Below are 18,623 nucleotides of genomic sequence, written 5' to 3' on the forward strand. Positions count from 1 at the left end.
CGTGTTCAGCGTGACCGTCCGGGACCACATGATGGTCGCCCACAGCTTCCGCGGCGAGGTCTTCGGCCCGGCGCAGCGGCTGCACGGGGCGACGTTCGTCGTCGACGCCACGTTCCGCCGCGCCGAGCTGGACGACGACGGGATCGTGGTCGACATCGGGCTGGCCACCGAGCAGCTCAGGGCCGTGCTCGCCGAGCTGAACTACCGCAACCTCGACGACGAGCCCGCCTTCGCCGGGGTGAACACCACCACCGAGGTGCTGGCGCAGACGATCGCCGACCGGCTCGCCGACGCGGTGGCGGCCGGCCGGCTGGGGGAGGGCGCGCGCGGCCTGGCCGGGATCACCGTCACGCTGCACGAGTCGCACATCGCGTGGGCGAGCTACGAGCGGTCGCTCTGACCGGATGACAGTCGTCCACGTGGTGCTGCCGGGCGACATCGACGACCCGGCGGACCCCAGCGGCGGCAACGCCTACGACCGCCGGGTCTGCCGAGGTCTGGCCGCGCGTGGCTGGGCGGTAAGCGAACACCAGGTACCCGGCGGCTGGCCGCATCCGGGGCCGGGGGAACGCGCCGACCTGGCCGGGCTGCTCGGCGGGCTGCCCGACGGCGTACCGGTGCTGCTCGACGGCCTGGTCGCCTCGACCGTGCCGGACGTGCTCGCCCCGCACGCCGCGCGGCTGCGCCTGGTGATCCTGGTGCACCTGCCGATCGAGGGCGAGACGGAGGCACGGTCACTGGCGGCGGCCACCGCAGTGGTCGCCACCAGCGCGTGGACCCGCGACCGGCTGCTCGACCGCTACCGGCTGCGCCCCGAACGGGTGACTGTCGCGCCACCCGGCGTCGACCCGGCGCCCGTCGCCGACGGCACGCCCGGCGGGGGACGGCTGCTCTGCGTCGCCGCGGTCACCCCGGTGAAGGGCCACGACGTGCTCGCCGCCGCGCTCGCCGAGGTGGCGGACCTGGACTGGACCTGCGACTGGGTCGGTCCACCGGACCGGGACCGGGCGTTCGCCGACCGGCTGCGCGGGCGGCTCACCGCTACCGGTCTCGCCGGCCGGGTCCGGTTCACCGGTCCGCGCACCGGCCCCGACCTGGCCGCCACGTACGCGGCGGCCGATCTGCTGGTTCAGCCGTCGCGGCGGGAGACGTACGGGATGGTGGTCACCGAGGCGCTGGCCCGGGGCGTACCGGTGCTGGCGAGCGACACCGGCGGCCTGCCGGACACGCTCGGGCACGCCCCCGACGGCGACCGGCCCGGCCTGCTGGTGCCGCCGGGCGACCCGGGCGCGACCGCCGCGGCGCTGCGCCGCTGGCTCACCGACCCGGGCCTGCGGGACCGGCTGCGCCGCGCCGCCCGGCAGCGGCGGCACACCCTCACCGGCTGGACGGTCACCGTGGACCGGCTGGCGACGGCACTGAAGGAGGCGACCGCGGCATGACCACCTCACTCCCGCCCGGCTTCGCGGACTGGCTGCGACTGCGCGAGCCGGCCGACGCGGCGGCCCGCAGCACCGAGCTGGCCGACGCGGTCCGCGATCGGCTGCCCGCCGGCCGGCCGCTCGTCGTGCACGACCTGGGCAGCGGCACCGGATCGATGGCCCGCTGGCTCGCGCCCCGGCTGCCCGGCCCGCAGCGCTGGGTGCTGCACGAACGCGACGCGGACCTGCTGGCGCTGGCCCGGGCCGGACGGCTCACCGCCGCGGACGGCGCCGAGGTCACCGTGACCACGCGCGGCTCCGACGTCACCCGGCTGACCGCCGCCGACCTGGCCGACGCCCACCTCATCACCGCGTCGGCGCTGCTGGACATGCTCACCGCGGAGGAGGTCGAGCGGATGGCGGCGGCCTGCGCCGGCCACCCGACGCTGTTCGCGCTGACCGTGACCGGACGGGCCGAGTTCACCCCGCCGGACCCGCTGGACGCCGAGCTGACCGCGGCGTTCAACGCCCACCAGCGCCGCACCGTCGACGGCCGGGTGCTGCTCGGGCCGGACGCCGTGGACGTCACGGTGGCCGCCTTCCGCCGCCACGGCGTCGAGACGCTCGTGCGGCCGACCCCGTGGCGGCTCGGCCCGGAGCAGGCGGAACTGGCCGCCGAGTGGCTCACCGGCTGGGTCGACGCGGCGATCGAGGAACGACCGCATCTGTCCGGGCCCGCCGCGACGTATCAGAAGTGGCGGCTCGCCGAGGCCGCCGCCGGGCGGCTCGACGTGGTGCTGCACCACGCGGACCTGCTCACCGGCTGAACCGAACCGGCTGCTGGCACGTGACAACCGGTGGGAACGAGGGAGGACCGTTTGTCACACGTCGCCGTCGCCGTCGCCGGACCCGTACCGGCTGTCACACCCGCGCCACCGGGCCGGGCTCGGCCGGGCGGGGCCTGGCTCCGCCCGCTGCTCGGGCTCGCGGTGCTCGCCGCGCTCGTCGCGTCGGTGGGCACCGGCCCGTTCCTGGCCGGGTTGCGGCTGATCGACGCGCCCGCGCTGGCCGCCGCGCTCGGCATCGGCGTGATCACCACCGTCTGCTGCGCCTGGCGCTGGTCGCTGGTCGCCGGTGGGCTGGGCGTGCGACTGCCGATGCGCGCCGCGGTGGCGCACTGCTACCGGGCGGTCTTCCTCAACTCCACACTGCCCGGCGGCGTGCTCGGCGACGTGCACCGGGCGGTTCGGCACGGCCGCGACGCCGGGGACGTGGCCCGGGGCGTGCGGGCGGTGGTGTGGGAGCGCACCGCCGGGCAGGTGGTGCAGGTGGTCATCGCGGTGGCGCTGCTCGCCGCGTTCCCGTCGCCGGTACGCCGGTACCTGCCGGCGCTGGCGGCAGTGCTAGCCGTGGTCGCGCTGGCGCTGGTGCTCGCCGCCCGCGCGGTGCCCCGCTCCGGGGCGTCCCGCTTCGCCCGGGCCGCCCGGACCGTTGTCGCCGACGTCCGCTCCGGCGTGCTGGGCCGCCGGACCTGGGCCGGCGTGGTGGTCGCCTCGACAGTGGTGTTCGCCGGTCACCTGGCCACGTTCGTGGTGGCCGCTCGCACGGCCGGCACGGACGCGCCGCTGTCGCACCTGCTGCCGCTGACGCTGCTGGCGTTGCTGGCGATGGCGGTGCCGCTGAACGTGGGTGGTTTCGGGCCGCGCGAGGGGGTGGCCGCGTGGGCGTTCGCCTCGGCCGGGCTGACCGCCGCGCAGGGTGTGGCGACCGGCATGGTGTACGGCGCGCTGGTGCTGGTGGCCAGCCTCCCCGGCGCCGCGGTGCTGCTCGCGCGGCGGCTGCCCCGGCGCGAGCCCGGCAACTGTCGGTGATCCCGCCTACGGTGGGGGAGCGAGGTGTGCGTCGCCGGGTCCGCCCGGCGACCGGACGACAGGAGAACCATGGACGAAACGCTGCCCACCGCGACGGTCCGGACCCGCGTGACGGTTCCGCTCCGGTTCCCCGACGGCTACGTGACCACGGCCCGCGTGCACACCTTCCACGGTCTCGTCGACGGCCGCGAGCACCTGGCGTTCGGTCTCGGTGAGCACGCCGACGCCGACCCGCCGCTGGTCCGCCCGCACAGCGAGTGCCTCACCGGGGACGTGTTCGGCAGCCAGCGCTGCGACTGCGGCCCGCAGTTGCGCGAGGCGGTCGAGCGGATCGCCCAGGCCGGCGGCTACCTGCTCTACCTGCGGCAGGAGGGGCGCGGCATCGGCCTGTACGCCAAGCTCGACGCGTACGCCCTGCAGGACGGCGGCCTCGACACGTACGAGGCGAACCTGGCGCTCGGGCGCGGCGCGGACGAGCGCGACTACACGGTGGCCGCGCAGATGCTCGCCGCGCTGGGCGTGGACCGGGTGTCCCTGCTCAGCAACAACCCGGACAAGGCGGCCCAGCTCGAGCGGCTGGGCGTGAAGGTGGCCGACCGGGTGTCCACCGGCGTGCACCTGTCGCCCGCCAACGCCGGCTACCTGGCGGCCAAGGTGACCCGCGCCGATCACGCCCTCGACCTGCCGTTCGTGCCGTGACCACCCGCCCGTACGTGCTGCTCAGCTGCGCGATGTCGATCGACGGCTACATCGACGACGCGAGCACCGAGCGGCTGCTGCTGTCGAACGACGACGACCTGGACCGGGTGGACGCGACACGGGCCGGTTGCGACGCGATCCTGGTCGGTGCGGCCACCGTGCGCCGCGACGATCCCCGCCTGCTGGTGCGCAGCGAGCACCGGCGCGCCGAGCGGGCGGCGCGCGGGTTGCCGCCGTCGCCGGTGAAGGTGACCGTCACCGGCAGCGGCGACCTCGACCCGCGGGCCCGGTTCTTCACCGCGGGCGACGGGCTCAAGCTGGTGTACTGCCCGAGCGGCGTGGTGGACAAGGCCCGCGAGCAGGTGGGCGCGGTGTCCACTGTCGTCGACGCGGGCGATCCGGCCACCGCGGAGGCGGTGGTGGCCGACCTGGCCGGGCGCGGGGTGACGCGCCTGATGGTGGAGGGCGGCGGCTCGATGCACCGCCAGTTCCTCACCGCCGGCCTGGCCGACGAGTTGCACCTGGTCGTGGCGCCGTTCTTCGTGGGGGACGGGCGGGCGCCGCGCTTCGTCGGGGACGGCCGCTTCCCGTGGCACCCGGGCCGTCGCGCCCGGGTGGTCGAGGTACGCCAGATCGGCGACGTGGTCCTCACCCGGTACGCGCTGTCCGACCGCTGCCCGGCCTGACCGTCGTGTCGATGCGGTCCGCCCTTGTGCAAGCTCACGGTCGTGATTAGTTTGTTGACCATCCATACGAACTAATCCGCTGCGCTTCCCTTCCCGAAGGGGGACCGATGACCGCGCACCACCCCGACCCGGGCTCCTCCCGCCGCCGATTCCTCGGCCTGGTCGGCCTCGGCGTGGCCGCCACCGCCACCGGCCCGATGCTCGCCGGCTGCTCGGAGAAGCCGGCCGGCTCCGGCGCCGCCCAGAACCTCGACGCCGTCTCCGGCCTGCTGCCCACCCGCAAGGACCTGCCCGGCGGCATCAAACCCGACATCACGGGTACGCGTCCGGTGCCCGACGGCTACACCAGCTACCCGGCGAACCTCGTCGACGCCATCACCGACAAGCCCGGCACCAGCGGCAAGCAGGTCACCGCGATGACCCCCGCCTGGGGTCCGGCGCCGCCCGGAGCCGCGCAGAGCGCCTACCTCCAGGCCGTGAACGCCGAGCTGGGCGTGCCCGTCAACTTCACCATCCAGGACGGCAACACGTACGCCGACAAGCTCAACGCGATGCTCGGCGCGCGGGACGTACCGGACCTGCTGTGCGTGCCGGGGTGGGAGGTGGAGAAGATCCCGCGCTTCGCCGAGGCGATCAAGGTGCTCTTCGAGGACCTGACCGACCACCTCAAGGGCGACGCCGCCGCCGCGTACCCGATGCTGGCGAGCTTCCCCACCGGGGCCTGGCGGCGTGCGGTGTGGAACGAGCGGATCATGTCCGTGCCCAACCCCACGGACGGGCCGTTCCCGTGGGCGCTGTTCACCCGCAAGGACGTGCTCGACGCCCGCGGCCTGGGCGTGCCGGCGAACCTGGACGACCTGCTCGCCGCGGCCAAGCAGGTCACCGACCCGGCGCGCAAGGTGTGGGCGTTCAACGACGTCTTCGCCATGATCCAGATGTTCCACAAGGTGCCGGGCCACAAGGGCGGATGGCGGGTCAAGCCGGACGGCACCCCCGAGTTCAAGTACGAGACCCCGGAGTTCCGCCGCGCGCTGGAGGTCATGGCCAAGATCTACGCGGACGGCCTGGTCCACCCGGACGTCGTGGCCAGCAAGGGCGCGGACGCCAAGCAGCTGTTCGCCAAGAACGGCGCGATCGTGTTCCTCCAGGACGGCGTCGGCTTCTGGCAGGGCGCCCAGGCCGAGCACCAGAAGACCAACCCGAAGCTGAACATCCAGCCGGTGCCGATCTTCTCCGCCACCGGCGGCGACCCGCTGGTCTGGGGCGACGACGAGCCGATCTCCTACACGTTCGTCAAGAAGGGACTCGGCAAGGACCGGGTCCAGGAACTGCTGCGGATCATCAACTGGTGCTCCGCGCCGCTCGGCAGCCAGGAGGCGCAGCTGCGAGACTTCGGCGTCGCGGGCAAGCACCACACCCCGTCGCCGAACGGTCCCGTCAAGACCGACCTGGCGTTCAAGGAGATCGCCAACCAGTACTTCTTCATCAGCGGCCGCAATCCCACCATCGGGCCGTTCCCGGACACTCCGCGCTTCGTGCCGGACGTGCTCGCGTACTCCAACGAGATGGTCAAGCACATGGAGCCCAACCCCTGGGCCGGGGTGAAGCTGGAGATGCCCGCGGCCTACAAGGCCAACCAGGTGCCCACCGAGGACAAGTTCACCGACGTGCTGCGCGGCCGCCGGCCGCTCAGCGACGTGGACGCCATCGTCAAGGAGTGGAAGGCGAACGGCGGCGAGGAGGCCCGCAAGCTGCTCGCCGACTCGCTGCCCAAGGAGGGCCGGTGAACGAGCCGGCCGTCCTGGCCGGGCCCGAACGGGCCCGGCCGGACGCGCCGGCCCCACCCGGCCGCCCGCCCCGCCGTCGCCCGTCCCGCCGCCGGGTGCCGCTGCGCACCCGGCTGCGCCGGGACTGGCAACTGCTCGCCATGGTGGCGCCCGGCTTCCTCATCCTGCTGATCTTCAGTTACCTGCCGATCGCCGGCAACGTGATCGCGTTCCAGGACTACAACCCCTACCTGGGCGACAACCCCTGGCAGGCGTTCCTGCACAGCGACTGGATCGGCTTCGGGCAGTTCCAGCTGCTGTTCGACGACCCGGCGTTCTGGGACGCGTTCCGCAACACGCTGGCGATCACCGCGTTCCAGCTCGTCTTCTTCTTCCCGCTGCCGATCCTGCTGGCGATCGCACTGCACAACCTGCTGTCCAGCCGGCTGCGCGGGCTGATCCAGACGATCGTCTACCTGCCGCACTTCTTCAGCTGGGTACTGGTGGTGACGTTCTTCGTCGCGATGCTCGGCGGCGCCGGGCTGCTCGCCCAGAGCATGCGCGAGGCCGGAATGCAACCGTGGAACGTGATGACCAACCCGGACACGTTCATCGCCCTGGTCACCGTCGAGGCGGTGTGGAAGGACGTCGGCTGGGGCACCATCGTCTTCCTCGCCGCGCTGTCCACCATCGACCAGAACCTCTACGAGGCCGCCGCCGCCGACGGCGCCGGCCGGTGGCGGCGGCTCTGGCACATCACGCTGCCCGGCCTGCGCCCGGTGATCGTGCTGCTGCTCATCCTGCGGCTGGGCGACGCGCTCTCGGTCGGGTTCGAGCAGTTCCTGCTGCAACGCGACGCCGTCGGCCGGCAGGCCGCCGAGGTGCTCGACACCTTCGTCTACCACTTCTCCATCGCCACCGGGAACTACGGCTACGGCGCCGCGGCCGGACTGTTCAAGGCCGTCATCGGGCTGGTTCTCATCCTGGCCGCGAACCGCGTGGCGCACATGCTCGGCGAACGAGGGATCTACTCGAAGTCATGACCACGCTGATCCGCCGGGCCGCCGGCGACCGATCCCGCCGGCCGGTGTGGCAGGAACCGCCCACCCCGGTCGGCCAGGGGCTCAAGGCCGTCCTGCTCACCGTGCTGGTGGCGGGCGTGCTGTTCCCGCTCTGGGTGATCCTGGTGACCAGCCTCTCCTCCCGGGAGACCATCGCGCGGGCCGGCGGTCTGGTGGTCGTGCCCCGGGGCATCGACACGTCCGCGTACGAGACGATCTTCGCCGGCGGTGCGGTGACCCGGGCGCTGTGGATCAGCACGCTGGTCACCGTCTTCGGCACCGCCATCGCGCTGACCGTCACCGTGCTCGCCGCGTACGGGCTGTCCCGGCCGGGCTCGCTGGGCCACCGCTGGCTGCTGGCGTACTTCCTGATCCCGTTCCTGGTCTATCCGCCGCTGGTGCCGCGCTACCTGGTGGTCACCGGGCTGGGCCTGAAGGACACCATCTGGGCGCTGGTCCTGCCGCCGGCGATCAGCGTGTTCAACCTGGTCGTGGTGCGCGGGTTCTTCCAGGGCATCCCGTCGGAACTGCTGGACAGCGCCCGCATCGACGGCGCGAGCGACTTCCGGACGCTCGCGCGTATCGTGCTGCCGCTGTCCCGCGCGGTGATCGCCGTGGTCGGCCTGTTCTACGCGGTCAGCTACTGGAACGTCTGGTTCGACGCGTTGCTGTTCATCGACCGCAACGACATGTACCCGATCCAGCGGGTGCTCCAGAGCTACCTGCTGGCCGGGCAGGCCCCGCACACCTCCGGCGGCAGCAGCGGGGTGACCATGCCGCCGACCGAGGCGGTCAAGATGGCGGTGGTGGTGCTGACCGTCGCGCCGATCGTCGCGGTCTACCCGTTCATCCAGCGGCACTTCGTCAAGGGCGTGCTGATCGGCGCGGTGAAGGGCTGAGGCCGCGGGTCTGTCACAGCACCTGGGACAGGAAGCGTCGCAGCCGCGGGTGCTCCGGCGCCTCGAACACCGCCTCCGGTGGCCCGGCCTCCAGCACCACGCCCGCGTCCATGAACGCCACCGTGTCGGCGACGCTGCGCGCGAACCCCATCTCGTGGGTGACCACGACCATCGTCATCCCGGCGGCGGCCAGGTCCGCCATCACCGCGAGGACGCCCTTCACCAGTTCCGGGTCCAGCGCGCTGGTCGCCTCGTCGAACAGCATCACCTGCGGGCGCAGCGCGAGCGCCCGCGCGATGGCGACGCGCTGCTGCTGGCCGCCGGAGAGCTGCGCGGGCCGCGCGTCCGCCTTGCCGGCCAGGCCCACCAGGTCGAGCTGGGCGCGGGCCAGCGCCACCGCCTCGTCCTCGCTCATCTTCTTGAGTTTGCGCAGCGCCAGCGTGATGTTGCGCAGCACGCTCAGGTGCGGGAACAGGTTGAACTGCTGGAACACCATGCCGATGCGCTGGCGCAGCGCGTCCGGGTCGTCGCGCAGCACGCTGCGCCCGTCCAGCAGCACGTCACCCCGGTCCGGCTCGATCAGCCGGTTGATGGTGCGCAGCAGCGTCGACTTGCCGGAGCCGGACGGGCCGATCACGCAGGCCGCCCTTCCCCGGGCCACGTCCAGGTCCGCGCCGCGCAGTACCCGGTGCGCGCCGAAGGCCAGGTGCACGTCGCGGACGGCCAGGCTGACCGAGGTCGTGGTGGTCATCGCGGGTCCTTTCCGGACGGGGTGAGATCCGCCGGCTCGGCGTCGGGCTCTGGCTCGGGCGGCGCGGCCGGGCGGCCCTGCCGCAGCCGCCGGTCCAGCCAGTTGACCGCGTGGGTCAGCGGCACGGTCAGCACCAGGTAGAACAGCCCGGCCAGCAGCAGCGCGGACTGGTTGCCGGTGTTGGCCGCGTAGTCCTGCCCGATCCGGAACAGCTCCCGCTGGCTGGCCAGCAGGCCGAGGAAGTAGACCAGGCTGGAGTCCTTGATCAGCGCGATGAGCTGGTTGACCCAGGCGGGCAGGACCCGGCGTACGCCCTGCGGGATGATCACCAGGCGCATCGCCTCGCCCCAGGAGAAGCCGAGCGCCCGCGCGCCCTCCAACTGGGCGGCCTCCACGCTGAGGATGCCCGCCCGGAAGATCTCACCGAGGTAGGCGGCGGCGATCAGGGACAGCGCCAGCACGCCCAGCGGATAGGGGTTCGGGCCCCACACCTGCATGCCGAGCGGCGCCAGGCCCACGCCGATCAGGAGGATGGTCGCCGCGGCCGGCAGGCCGCGGAACACGTCGGTGTAGACCCGTGCCGGCCACCGCAACCATCGGGTACGCGAGATGCCGGCGACGGCCAGCAGCATGCCCAGCACCGAGCCGAGCAGGGCGGCGGAGACCGCCAGGGTGAGCGTGTTGGGCAGCCCGACGGTGAGCATCTCGGGCAGCGCCTCGCGCATCGAGTCCCAGTCGAAGAACGTCTCCCACAGCGTGCTCAGTGGATCCATGTCCGCTCCGTCCGCCCCGCTCGTGCTCGGTTACCGGTTCAGGAGGCGGCCGACGGCGACGGCACCGCCACCGACCCGCTGCCCGGCTTGAAGTCGGCCGGGATCGGCCGCCCCGGGTAGTACTCGGCCTGCAGGCGGCTCCACGTGCCGTCGGCGATGACCTCGTCGAGGCCCTTGTTCAGCGCCTCGCGCAGCTTGTCGTCGCCCTTCGCCACCGCGTACGCGGTAGGGGTGGGGCTGAGCTGCTTCGCCGCGACCTTGATCTTGCCGTTGCTGTCGGCGGCGGACTTGTCGCCGATCTCAGCCGGGGCGATCCAGGCGTCAGCGGTACCGGCCTTGAGCTGGTTGATCGCGCTGTTGTAGTCGGGCACCCGCACCGGGTCGAGGTTCTGCTTGGTGGCGTAGTCGTCCTGCACCGTGCCCTGGACCACCACCACGCGCTTGCCGGCGAGCTGGTCGAAGCCGGTGATCGAGGAGCCGGCCGGCACGTCCAGGCCGAAGTAGCCGAAGTCGTAGCCGTTGCCGAAGTCCACTGTCTTCTTCCGCGCCTCGGTGATCGTGATCGAGGAGCTGCCCACGTCGAACTTGCCGCTGTTGACCTGCGCGAGCAGGCCGGAGAAGTCGGTGCCGACGAACTCCACCTTCAGGTCGATCTTGGCGGCCACGGCACGCAGCAGCTCGTTGTCGAAGCCGGTGAACTCACCGTCCTTCAGGAAGACGTTCGGCGGGGCGTCGGTGAGCGTGCCGGCGCGGATCACGCCGGGCTGGAGCAGGCCGTACGGGTTGTCGGCCGCGGCGGTGTCGTCGTTGCCGCAGGCGGTGAGCGCGGTGGCGGCGAGCAGGGCGGCCGCGCCGACGGCGGCGGCACGGGTCAGGACGGTACGGAAACGCACGATGTCTCTCCAGAGTGGATGGACGCGCGCGGTGCGCGTCGACGCCGGCCCGCCGGACGGACGGCCGGGCCGGAGAAGGGTGGAACGGGGAAGGAGGGGTGGCGCTCGCTCAGCGCGCGAGGCGACAGGCGTCGCTGCACACCCGCATCAGGTCGACGTGGCGGCGCTTGACCAGCGCGAAGCGGGCCGGGTACGCGGCGACGTCGCCGGACGGGGTGGAGGGTGGTGCGGACATCGGTCTCCCTGGTCTGTTGCTGACCTGGGTGCCAGGCCACGCTTGCACCGGCGGCTGCCGGTGCCTGGTCTTCACCCGGGGCACCCCACCGCGGAGGAGGGTTGCCGGCCAGCGAGCCGGGGCTTCGCGCTGGCGCTCATGACCTGCCCAGAAGGCTAGCAGCACCGCCGCGGCGGTCGTCCAGCGGTTATGACCACCCTCACGTGGCCCCCGCACCGGCGGGCCGGGACGCCTGCCGCGCGGGTGCGGCCGGTGAGCCGCAGAATGGGCGAATGAGCGACCGGCGGGTGGCAGTCGACGACCTCGGTGCGTGGTTGATCAAGGGGAACGCGGACGCGGTGGACCTGACGGCCCGCTTCGTCGCCGACCCGCGCGTCACCGGCTGGTGCGTCCGACCGGGTTACCGGGTACGGCTGATGCGCGCCGGTCAGCCGGTCGTGTTCTGGGCCAGCGGCAGCAGGGGCCGGGCGCCGTACGGCGTCTGGGGCGTCGGCCGGATCGCCGCCCCGCCGGAGCCGGGTGCGCCGGGCGAGGCGTGGACCGCGCCGCTGGACCTGACGATCCTGGACGAGCCGCTGCGGGTACGCCGCGAGGTGCTGCGCGCCGACCCGCGGCTGGCCGGCGCGGAGGTGCTCCGGCAGCCGCAGGCGCCGAACCCGTCCTACCTGACAGTGGCCCAGTTCGAGGCGCTGCGCGCCTACCTGCCCCGCGACATCGGCACCTGACTCAGGCGGCCAGGGTGGCGGCGAGCCGGCGGGCCTCGGCGACCAGTCGGCTGCCGCCGCCCCGCTCCACCACGTCGGCCAGTCCGGGTACCTCGATCCGGACACCCGTCGCGATCGCCGCTTCCGCTGCCACCGCCAGCAGGTCCGGCGTGCCCCGGGGCGGCGTCGGCGCGGTCAGCAAGGGCGGCAACGCCGCGGCGAGCAGCCGCCACACGCTCAGCGGAGCACCCGCCGCCACCGCGTCGCGCAGCGGCGTGACCGCCCGGGTCAGCGTCACCTGCCCGCCGGCCGCCAGCGTGCCGAGGTGCCCGCCGGTCGCCGGCGCGTCCAGGTCACCGGCGGCGGCCAGGATCAGCACCGCGTCGAGCGCGGCCACCCGGTCCGCCTCGTGGCGGGCGCACAACCCGTAGGCCAGCGCGAGGTCGAGGGCCGGTCCGCCCGCGCCCGTGCACTCGGCCAGCACCGGCAGGGCGGCGGCGTGCCCGAGGGTGTCCTCCTGCGCCGCGCCGGCCACCTCGGGCAGCAGGTGGGCGGCGACCACGCCCCGGTGCCCGGGCAGGACGGCCGGCCAGACGTCACCCCAGCCGTCGGTCCACCGGCCGATCGGCGTGGGGGTCAGGGTGAGCAGGCCGAGCCGGTCCTCGACGCCGTCCGGCGGGGTGAGCGCGACCAGCGTCCGGCCCTCGGGTAGCCGGTCGTAGCCCCAGTCGTACCCGGCCGACCGCGCCCTCCGGCCCACCGTCACCACCTGCTGCGCCGGGGCCGGCACGGCGGCGCCGCGCAGCCAGCGGGCCAGCTCGTCGCCAGCCGGCGTGCGCAGCGCCGCGGCACGTTCGGCAAGTGGCCCGTCGACGCCGGCCGGCAGGCGAAGCAGGGCCTGCGCGAGATCCCAGCGCCACACCGGACGGTCACCCAGCGCGGCCAGCCGTTCGTAGAGCGCCACCGGCTCGATCGCCCCGGTGACCGAGGTCGGCGTGGACAGCAGGCCCGGGTCGTCGCGGCCGTCCAGCCGCTGCCCGATCTCGGCCAGGCGGGCGCAGGCGAGCTGGACGGGCGCGGGCCGGCGTGTGGCCGGCACCGGCGGACCACCCCGGAACGGGAGCGGCGCGCGTGGGCGGGACTCGGTCAGCAGCGTGCTCCACTGGTCGCGGCGGGTCGCCGCCTCGGCGTCGCCGCAGACGGCCAGCAGGAGCCCGTGCATCTGGACCGAGATGTTGAACACCGACCAGGGATGGTCGTACGCGCCGACCTGCTCGCGGCGTACCACAGGCAGCAGCGCCGCCGCGAGCCGCTCGCGGTCGGCGGTGCCGAGCCGGACCAGGCCGTCCATGACCCGTTCCGCCGTCAGCGCGGGCCAGCGCCGGCCGAGCGACGCCGCGACCTCCTCCACCAGCTCGTCCACCTCCTGGATCCGCGGCCGCCGCCGGCAGCGGCGGCGGCAGGTCGTCGCGGGCCTCGGCCACTGTGGCGACGGCCACCGGCCGGTGACCGTGGCGCGCCGCCAGCGCCAGCGCCCGCTCGCGCAGGCCGGCGTCGGGATGGCCGGCCGCCACGGCGAGCACCGCGCCGATCTCCGCAGCCTGGTCCGGGTGCTGCCGGGCCAGCCGGTCGAGCCAGGACACCTGCGCCCGGACCAGTGCCTTCTCCGGCCGGGCCAGCACCGTCCGGGCGGTCTCCCACAGCGCCTCCGGCTCGGCGGCGTCACCGGCCTGCCGTAGCGTCCGCTGTGCGGCGCGGGCCACCGGCCCGGGACCGTCGGCGAGCAGCCGCAGATAGGCGCTCGACCGCACCGCCACCTCGTCCGGGGTCGGCGTCAGCAGGTCGTGCAGGACCAGGAACGGGCGCAGCGCGCCCGGACGGTCGCCGCGCAGCAGCCGGCCGAGGACGCCGTTGAGCAGGACCGCCCGGTCGAGCCGGCCCTCCGCCGCCAGCGCCACCAGCGCCCGGGGCAGCGCCTCCGTGCCCGCGCCGTCGCCGCGGGCCAGCTCGGTGCCGACCCCGTCCACCTCGAACAGGCGCGGCAACAGCGCGTCGAGGAACGGGTCCGCACGCAGCCGGTCCACAGTCGGCGGACGCGTTCCGCGCGGATCCGGCCAGCCCTGCGCAGCGGCCCAGCCTCGCACGAAGTCGTCCCCCGTCGGCGGCGGAGCCTTCTCGGCCAGCAGGAGACCGGCGACGAACCGCCAGCCCGCGACCATCCGGTCCCGGGGGAGCCGGTCGGCCAGCTTGTACGCCACGTCGGCCAGCCAGGTCACCCCGCGCTCCCGGGCGACGTCGACCACCGGCGCCGCGTCGACGCCACTCAGCCAGACCGAACGGCGGCCGAGCAGCGCGGCCACCTTCGTCGGCGTGCTCAGCGTGCCCACCGCCGCGACCGCCAGCGTCGCCGCCTCGCCCTGCCACCACCAGGCGTCCCGCCTGCGGCGCACGACGGCGACGAGGTCGTCGCCGAGTGCCCGCCGGGCCGGCTCGTCCAACCCGGCCAGAGCCGACCGGACCTGCGACATCCGGCCGCGCACCACCGCCTCGACGAAGCCGGTCACGACAGCGCCCCCACCGGCGCCGCGACCATCGACACCGCCAGCGCGTGCCGGCACGGCCCCCGCTGCCCGCGGTGCCGCGCCCACCAGCGGCAGGAACAGGAGTACGCGCCGTCCGGGTGCCGTCGTACCCGGTAGGTCTCGGCGTCGGTGCGGACCGTCGCGGTCTCGCCGTCGCGCTCGACGGCGCCGCGCTCGACCAGCGCACGCGCGCCGACCAGCCGGGGGTTGTCCCGTTCCGCGCGGCCCGCGTCGTAGGGCATCACCCGGTGGAAGTACGCCCCGTCCGCCACGTCGTACCCGACCCGCCCGGCGGTGCCGAGCTGGGCGAGCGCGGCCCGCACCCGCTCGTCGGGCAGCGCGGCGGCGTCGGCCAGCGCGGCCACGTCGATCGCCGGATCCCAGTTGAGCAGCGCGCCCACCAGCTCCGCGTCGTCGACCACGTCGTCACCGGCGAGCGCCGCCAGTGCGGCACCCTCACCGGAGAACCCCCGGTACGGCTCGGGGGACAGCGTCAGCGACACCCGCAGCGCCCCGGTGTCCAGCTCCCAGGTGCTCGGCACGGCCGGCGACCCGGCGCGTACCGCCGGGCCGTACACCCGCAGGGTGCGCGCGTGGCGCAGCACGCCGCGCAGCGCCGCGAGCCGGCCCGCGCCGGCCAGGCAGACAGCGCCCGGCACCGGGCGGGAGGTCAGCCGCAGGGTACGCCCGGCGGGCACCGCCCACAGCACACTGCGGTCGTTCGCGGCAGGCAGCCGGCGCAGGAACGCCGCCGCCTCCGCCGCCGCGATCTCGGCGCGCGGCTCGAAGCCGGCGGTGAGCACGTGCACCTCGGCGAAGCCGCGCAGCCAGCGGCCGGGCAGCGGCACCTTCCGCTCGACCACCGAGCCGTCCATGGTGGAGACCGTCAGGTCGTCCGGGCCGACCGCCACGTGCAGCGGCTCGATGCCACCCACCCGGGCCAGCGCCTCCCGCAGCGGCGGGTTCACATCCACGTTAGTGGTGCCGTGGCCGCTGATCTCCCCGTCCAGCCCGGCCGGCAGCACGTCCATCCGCGCGTACACCCCGCAGCAGCCGGAGAACGACTCGAACCGCAGGCGGCCGCGGCTGCCGGTCACCACCGGGTCCAGGCTGGCCGGGTTGACCGGCTGGTGGTAGCGGGTGCGGGCCACCTCGGCGACGGCGAGCAGCCCGGCCGCCGACGCGGCCGGGGCGGTGAGGAACCCGGCGAAGAAGCGCGGGTTGGCCGCCGGGCCGCCGCAGGTCTGCAGATCGAGACCGGCGGCGCGCAGCGCGGACGGCTGAAGGTATCGGTACGTCTGGACGGCGTTCACGGCGCAGACCGTAGAGGGACCGACCGACAAAAGCGGGACGGTCCTGCTAGCTTCCTCGGATGTTCGCCCACGCCCTCACCGACGACGCCGAGCTGCGTCCACTGTCGCCCTGGCACGCCGACGAGTTCCTGGCCAACCTCGACCGCTGCCGCGACCACATCTCGCCCTGGGTCGGCGCGTCCTTCGTCGCCACCGACGCCGCGTCGGCCCGCAAGGTCCTCCAGGCGTACGCCGACCGGTGGGCCCGCGACGACGGCGGCATCTGGGGCATCTGGCAGCGCGGCACGCTCGTCGGTGGCGTGCTGTTCGTGTCGCTGAGCACCGAACGCGGGGTGTGCGAGGCGGGCTGCTGGCTGGAACCCGGCGCCGAGGGGCAGGGCCTGGTCACCCGCGCCGCCCGCTTCGTCATCGACTGGGCGGTGCGGGAGCGCGGCATCCACCGCGTCGAGTGGGTCACGAAGGCCGGCAACGACCGTAGCGTCGCCGTGGCGCGGCGGCTCGGCATGAGCCGCGACGGCGTCATGCGCGGCGCCGCACCGACGCCCGACGGCCGCGCCGACCTGGAGGTCTGGTCCGTGCTGGCGCCGGAGTGGACCGGCTGACCGCCGAAATTGTCGTACCCGGACGTGAACATCTGTCCATGGCTGTCCCCGCACTGGCCGACCGGTCCCCCCAGCCGCGCGCCCTGCCGCTGCGCGAGGTCCGCACCCGGCTCACCCAGATCGTCTCCCTGGCCGAGCTGACCGACACCGTCACAGTCGTCACCCGCGACGGCGATCCCCGGCCGGTCGCCGCGATCGTGCCCGCGTCCGCCGCCCGCACCGGCGCCCAGGCGCGCGCGGACGCCGAACGCGTCGCCGCGATCAGCGCCGGCTGGGCCCGCCGCCTGGAGGAGTTGCACCGGCAGTCCAGCTCGGCGGCACGCCGCCGAGCTGCGGGCGCTGGCCGACGCGCTCGCCGAGGCGTGGGCCGAACTCGACCGCCGCGCGCCGGCCGGCGACGCGGCGCTGACCCGGCTGCGCGCCGCGCACGCCGACCTGCTGCGCCGCTGACCCGTGGCGTCCCGCCGGTGTACGCGGGACGCCACGGGGTGCGGTCAGCTCCGGCCGCGCTCGGCCCGGTAGCGGCGGATCAGCTCGGCGGTCGAGGTGTCCACGTCGGCCAGGTCCGGGTCCGGCCCGGTGAGCTTCGGCGCGAGCTGGTTGGCCATCACCTTGCCCAGCTCCACACCCCACTGGTCGAAGGCGTTGATGTCCCAGATCGCGGCCTCGGTGAACGTGATGTGCTCGTAGAGCGCGATCAGCTGACCCAGCGTCGCCGGGGTGAGCTTCGGCGCCAGGATCGAGGTGGTCGGGTGGTTGCCCGCCATCACCCGGTGCGCCACCACCTCGGGCGCGGTGCCCTCGGCCTCCACCTGCTCCCGGGTCCGCCCGAACGCCAGCGCGGCGGTCTGGGCGAAGAAGTTCGACATGAACAGGTCGTGCATGTCGCCCAGGTCGTGGTTGGGCCGACTGAACGCGATGAAGTCCGCCGGGATCAGCCGGGTGCCCTGGTGGATGAGCTGATAGAAGGCGTGCTGCCCGTTGGTGCCCGGCTCGCCCCAGAAGATCTCCCCGGTCGGGTACGTCACCGGCGAGCCGTCGACGCGTACCGACTTGCCGTTGCTCTCCATGGTGAGCTGCTGGAGGTAGGCGGGGAACCGGTGCAGGTACTGCGAGTAGGGCAGCACCGCGTGGGTCTCCGCGCCGAGGAAGTCGGTGTACCAGACGTTGAGCAGGCCGAGCAGCGCCGGCACGTTGCGCTCCACCGGTGCGGACCGGAAGTGCTCGTCGACCGCGTGGTAGCCGGCCAGCATCTCGCGGAACCGGTCCGGCCCGATCGCCAGCATCACCGACAGGCCGACCGCGGACGGCAGCGAGTAGCGCCCGCCCACCCAGTCCCAGAAGCCGAACATGTTCTCCGGGTCGATGCCGAAGTCGCGGACCCGCTGCTCGTTGGTGCTCACCGCGACGAAGTGCCGGGCCACCGCGTCGTCGTCCGCGTCCAGCCCGGCGAGCAGCCAGCGCCGCGCCTGGTCGGCGTTGGCGAGCGTCTCCTGGGTGGAGAACGTCTTCGAGACCACGACGAACAGCGTGCTCGCCGGGTCCAGGTCGGCCGTCTTGTCGTGGATGTCGGTCGGGTCGATGTTCGACACGAACCGGCAGCCGATGCCCGCGTCCCGGTACGCCTTCAGCGCCTCGTACGCCATCACCGGCCCGAGGTCCGACCCGCCGATGCCGATGTTCACCACCGTGGTGATCCGCTCGCCGGTGTGGCCCCGCCACGAGCCGGAGCGCACGCGCTGCGCGAACGCCGACATGCGGTCCAGCACGGCGTGCACGTCGGCGACCACGTCCTGGCCGTCCACGGTGAGTGACGCGTCGGCCGGCAGGCGCAGCGCGGTGTGCAGCACGGCCCGGTCCTCGGTGACGTTGATGTGCCGTCCGGCGAACATGGCCGCGATCCGGTCGGTCAGGCCGACCCGCTCGGCGAGCGCGCCGAGCAGCGCGATCGTCTCGTCGGTGACGAGGTTCTTGCTGTAGTCCACGTGCAGGTCGGCGACCTCACCGGTGAGCCGCTCACCCCGCTGCCCGTCGGCGGCGAACAGGTCGCGCAGGTGCGTGGCGCGCATCGCCTCGGCGTGCTTGCGCAGCGCCTGCCATTCGTCGGTGGTGGTGACGTCCACAGCCATCGGGTCGATCTTCTCCTTCACGACGGGCGGTCGGCCGGCGCGCGCCGGCGAACCCCACAAGCCTGCCACCCGGACCGGCCGCGCGCGACGCGACCCGGCGGCGACCACCGTGCGGGCGGGTCTTTCCGGCCACCGCCACGGGACACGCCGTTGGGACGCCTGTACGACACGCCGAACACGGGGAGACATCTGTCGATTGCGGAACGTAAGCTCCGGAGTCGTCGGCGTACCGGAGGAG

18 protein-coding genes and 1 riboswitch are annotated in these 18,623 nt (G+C 74.1%); of the genes, 11 read left to right on the plus strand and 7 right to left on the minus strand.

The window, feature by feature from the left end:
- Nucleotide 1: 1 nt before the first annotated feature.
- From SM452_RS06045 to SM452_RS06085, 9 genes are all read left to right on the plus strand, one after another.
- The gene (locus SM452_RS06045; protein WP_463839448.1) at nucleotides 2-400 is read left to right on the plus strand and encodes a 6-pyruvoyl trahydropterin synthase family protein; all 399 of its coding nucleotides are present in this window, start codon (nucleotides 2-4) and stop codon (nucleotides 398-400) included.
- 4 nt (nucleotides 401-404) lie between these two features.
- The gene (locus SM452_RS06050; RefSeq protein ID WP_463839449.1) at nucleotides 405-1,442 is read left to right on the plus strand and encodes a glycosyltransferase family 4 protein; all 1,038 of its coding nucleotides are present in this window, start codon (nucleotides 405-407) and stop codon (nucleotides 1,440-1,442) included.
- A complete protein-coding gene (locus SM452_RS06055) occupies nucleotides 1,439-2,248 on the plus strand; it encodes a class I SAM-dependent methyltransferase (RefSeq protein ID WP_355508022.1) in 810 nt (269 codons plus the stop codon). The genes SM452_RS06050 and SM452_RS06055 overlap by 4 nt, the downstream gene beginning before the upstream one ends.
- A 147-nt stretch (nucleotides 2,249-2,395) precedes the next feature.
- Nucleotides 2,396-3,292, plus strand: coding sequence for a lysylphosphatidylglycerol synthase transmembrane domain-containing protein (locus SM452_RS06060; protein ID WP_355508103.1), 897 nt, complete (start codon nucleotides 2,396-2,398; stop codon nucleotides 3,290-3,292).
- Between the two features lie 69 nt (nucleotides 3,293-3,361).
- A complete protein-coding gene (locus tag SM452_RS06065) occupies nucleotides 3,362-3,991 on the plus strand; it encodes a GTP cyclohydrolase II (RefSeq protein ID WP_262011848.1) in 630 nt (209 codons plus the stop codon).
- Nucleotides 3,988-4,677: a RibD family protein gene (locus SM452_RS06070; RefSeq protein ID WP_463839450.1), complete on the plus strand. Its 690-nt coding sequence runs from the start codon at nucleotides 3,988-3,990 to the stop codon at nucleotides 4,675-4,677. Before SM452_RS06065 ends, SM452_RS06070 begins: the two co-directional genes overlap by 4 nt.
- A gap of 107 nt (nucleotides 4,678-4,784) precedes the next feature.
- Complete coding sequence (locus SM452_RS06075) at nucleotides 4,785-6,464, plus strand: extracellular solute-binding protein (RefSeq protein WP_463839451.1); 1,680 nt, start codon at nucleotides 4,785-4,787, stop codon at nucleotides 6,462-6,464.
- Nucleotides 6,461-7,486, plus strand: coding sequence for an ABC transporter permease (locus SM452_RS06080; RefSeq protein WP_463839452.1), 1,026 nt, complete (start codon nucleotides 6,461-6,463; stop codon nucleotides 7,484-7,486). The genes SM452_RS06075 and SM452_RS06080 overlap by 4 nt, the downstream gene beginning before the upstream one ends.
- Nucleotides 7,483-8,403, plus strand: coding sequence for a carbohydrate ABC transporter permease (locus SM452_RS06085; RefSeq protein WP_262011844.1), 921 nt, complete (start codon nucleotides 7,483-7,485; stop codon nucleotides 8,401-8,403). Before SM452_RS06080 ends, SM452_RS06085 begins: the two co-directional genes overlap by 4 nt.
- A 13-nt stretch (nucleotides 8,404-8,416) precedes the next feature.
- Here SM452_RS06085 and SM452_RS06090 read toward each other — a convergent pair whose 3' ends face one another.
- The 4 genes from SM452_RS06090 to SM452_RS06105 form a co-directional block, all read right to left on the minus strand.
- Nucleotides 8,417-9,154, minus strand: a complete 738-nt coding sequence (locus SM452_RS06090) for an amino acid ABC transporter ATP-binding protein (RefSeq protein ID WP_355508013.1) — start codon at nucleotides 9,152-9,154, stop codon at nucleotides 8,417-8,419.
- Nucleotides 9,151-9,927 carry an amino acid ABC transporter permease gene (locus SM452_RS06095; protein ID WP_135240538.1) on the minus strand — a complete coding sequence of 259 codons (777 nt, stop codon included), beginning with the start codon at nucleotides 9,925-9,927 and terminating at the stop codon, nucleotides 9,151-9,153. The genes SM452_RS06090 and SM452_RS06095 overlap by 4 nt, the downstream gene beginning before the upstream one ends.
- Nucleotides 9,928-9,965: 38 nt before the next feature.
- Nucleotides 9,966-10,820, minus strand: coding sequence for an ABC transporter substrate-binding protein (locus SM452_RS06100; protein ID WP_463839453.1), 855 nt, complete (start codon nucleotides 10,818-10,820; stop codon nucleotides 9,966-9,968).
- A gap of 109 nt (nucleotides 10,821-10,929) precedes the next feature.
- Nucleotides 10,930-11,055 (minus strand): hypothetical protein, encoded by a 126-nt coding sequence (locus SM452_RS06105; RefSeq protein WP_013286752.1) that lies wholly within the window; start codon nucleotides 11,053-11,055, stop codon nucleotides 10,930-10,932.
- 33 nt (nucleotides 11,056-11,088) lie between these two features.
- A riboswitch (SAM riboswitch) is annotated at nucleotides 11,089-11,199 on the minus strand.
- A 128-nt stretch (nucleotides 11,200-11,327) separates the two neighbouring features.
- Between SM452_RS06105 and SM452_RS06110 the strand changes: the two genes are divergently transcribed.
- Entirely contained in the window at nucleotides 11,328-11,780 is a 453-nt protein-coding gene (locus tag SM452_RS06110; protein ID WP_463839454.1) for an EVE domain-containing protein, read from the plus strand.
- Nucleotides 11,781-12,688: 908 nt separating this feature from the next.
- Here the strand turns inward: SM452_RS06110 and SM452_RS06115 are convergent.
- On the minus strand, nucleotides 12,689-14,323 hold the full coding sequence (locus SM452_RS06115) for a hypothetical protein (protein ID WP_463839455.1): 1,635 nt from the start codon (nucleotides 14,321-14,323) through the stop codon (nucleotides 12,689-12,691).
- Nucleotides 14,320-15,654, minus strand: a complete 1,335-nt coding sequence (locus SM452_RS06120; RefSeq protein ID WP_463839456.1) for an SWIM zinc finger family protein — start codon at nucleotides 15,652-15,654, stop codon at nucleotides 14,320-14,322. The genes SM452_RS06115 and SM452_RS06120 overlap by 4 nt, the downstream gene beginning before the upstream one ends.
- A gap of 59 nt (nucleotides 15,655-15,713) precedes the next feature.
- Here SM452_RS06120 and SM452_RS06125 point away from each other — a divergent pair, with 59 nt between their 5' ends.
- Nucleotides 15,714-16,256 carry a GNAT family N-acetyltransferase gene (locus SM452_RS06125; protein ID WP_194799155.1) on the plus strand — a complete coding sequence of 181 codons (543 nt, stop codon included), beginning with the start codon at nucleotides 15,714-15,716 and terminating at the stop codon, nucleotides 16,254-16,256.
- 494 nt (nucleotides 16,257-16,750) lie between these two features.
- Here the strand turns inward: SM452_RS06125 and pgi are convergent, their stop codons facing one another.
- Nucleotides 16,751-18,385, minus strand: coding sequence for a glucose-6-phosphate isomerase (gene pgi, locus SM452_RS06130; RefSeq protein ID WP_262011838.1), 1,635 nt, complete (start codon nucleotides 18,383-18,385; stop codon nucleotides 16,751-16,753).
- Nucleotides 18,386-18,623: the final 238 nt, after the last annotated feature.

Source organism: Micromonospora sp. SYSU B005, assembly GCF_055362685.1.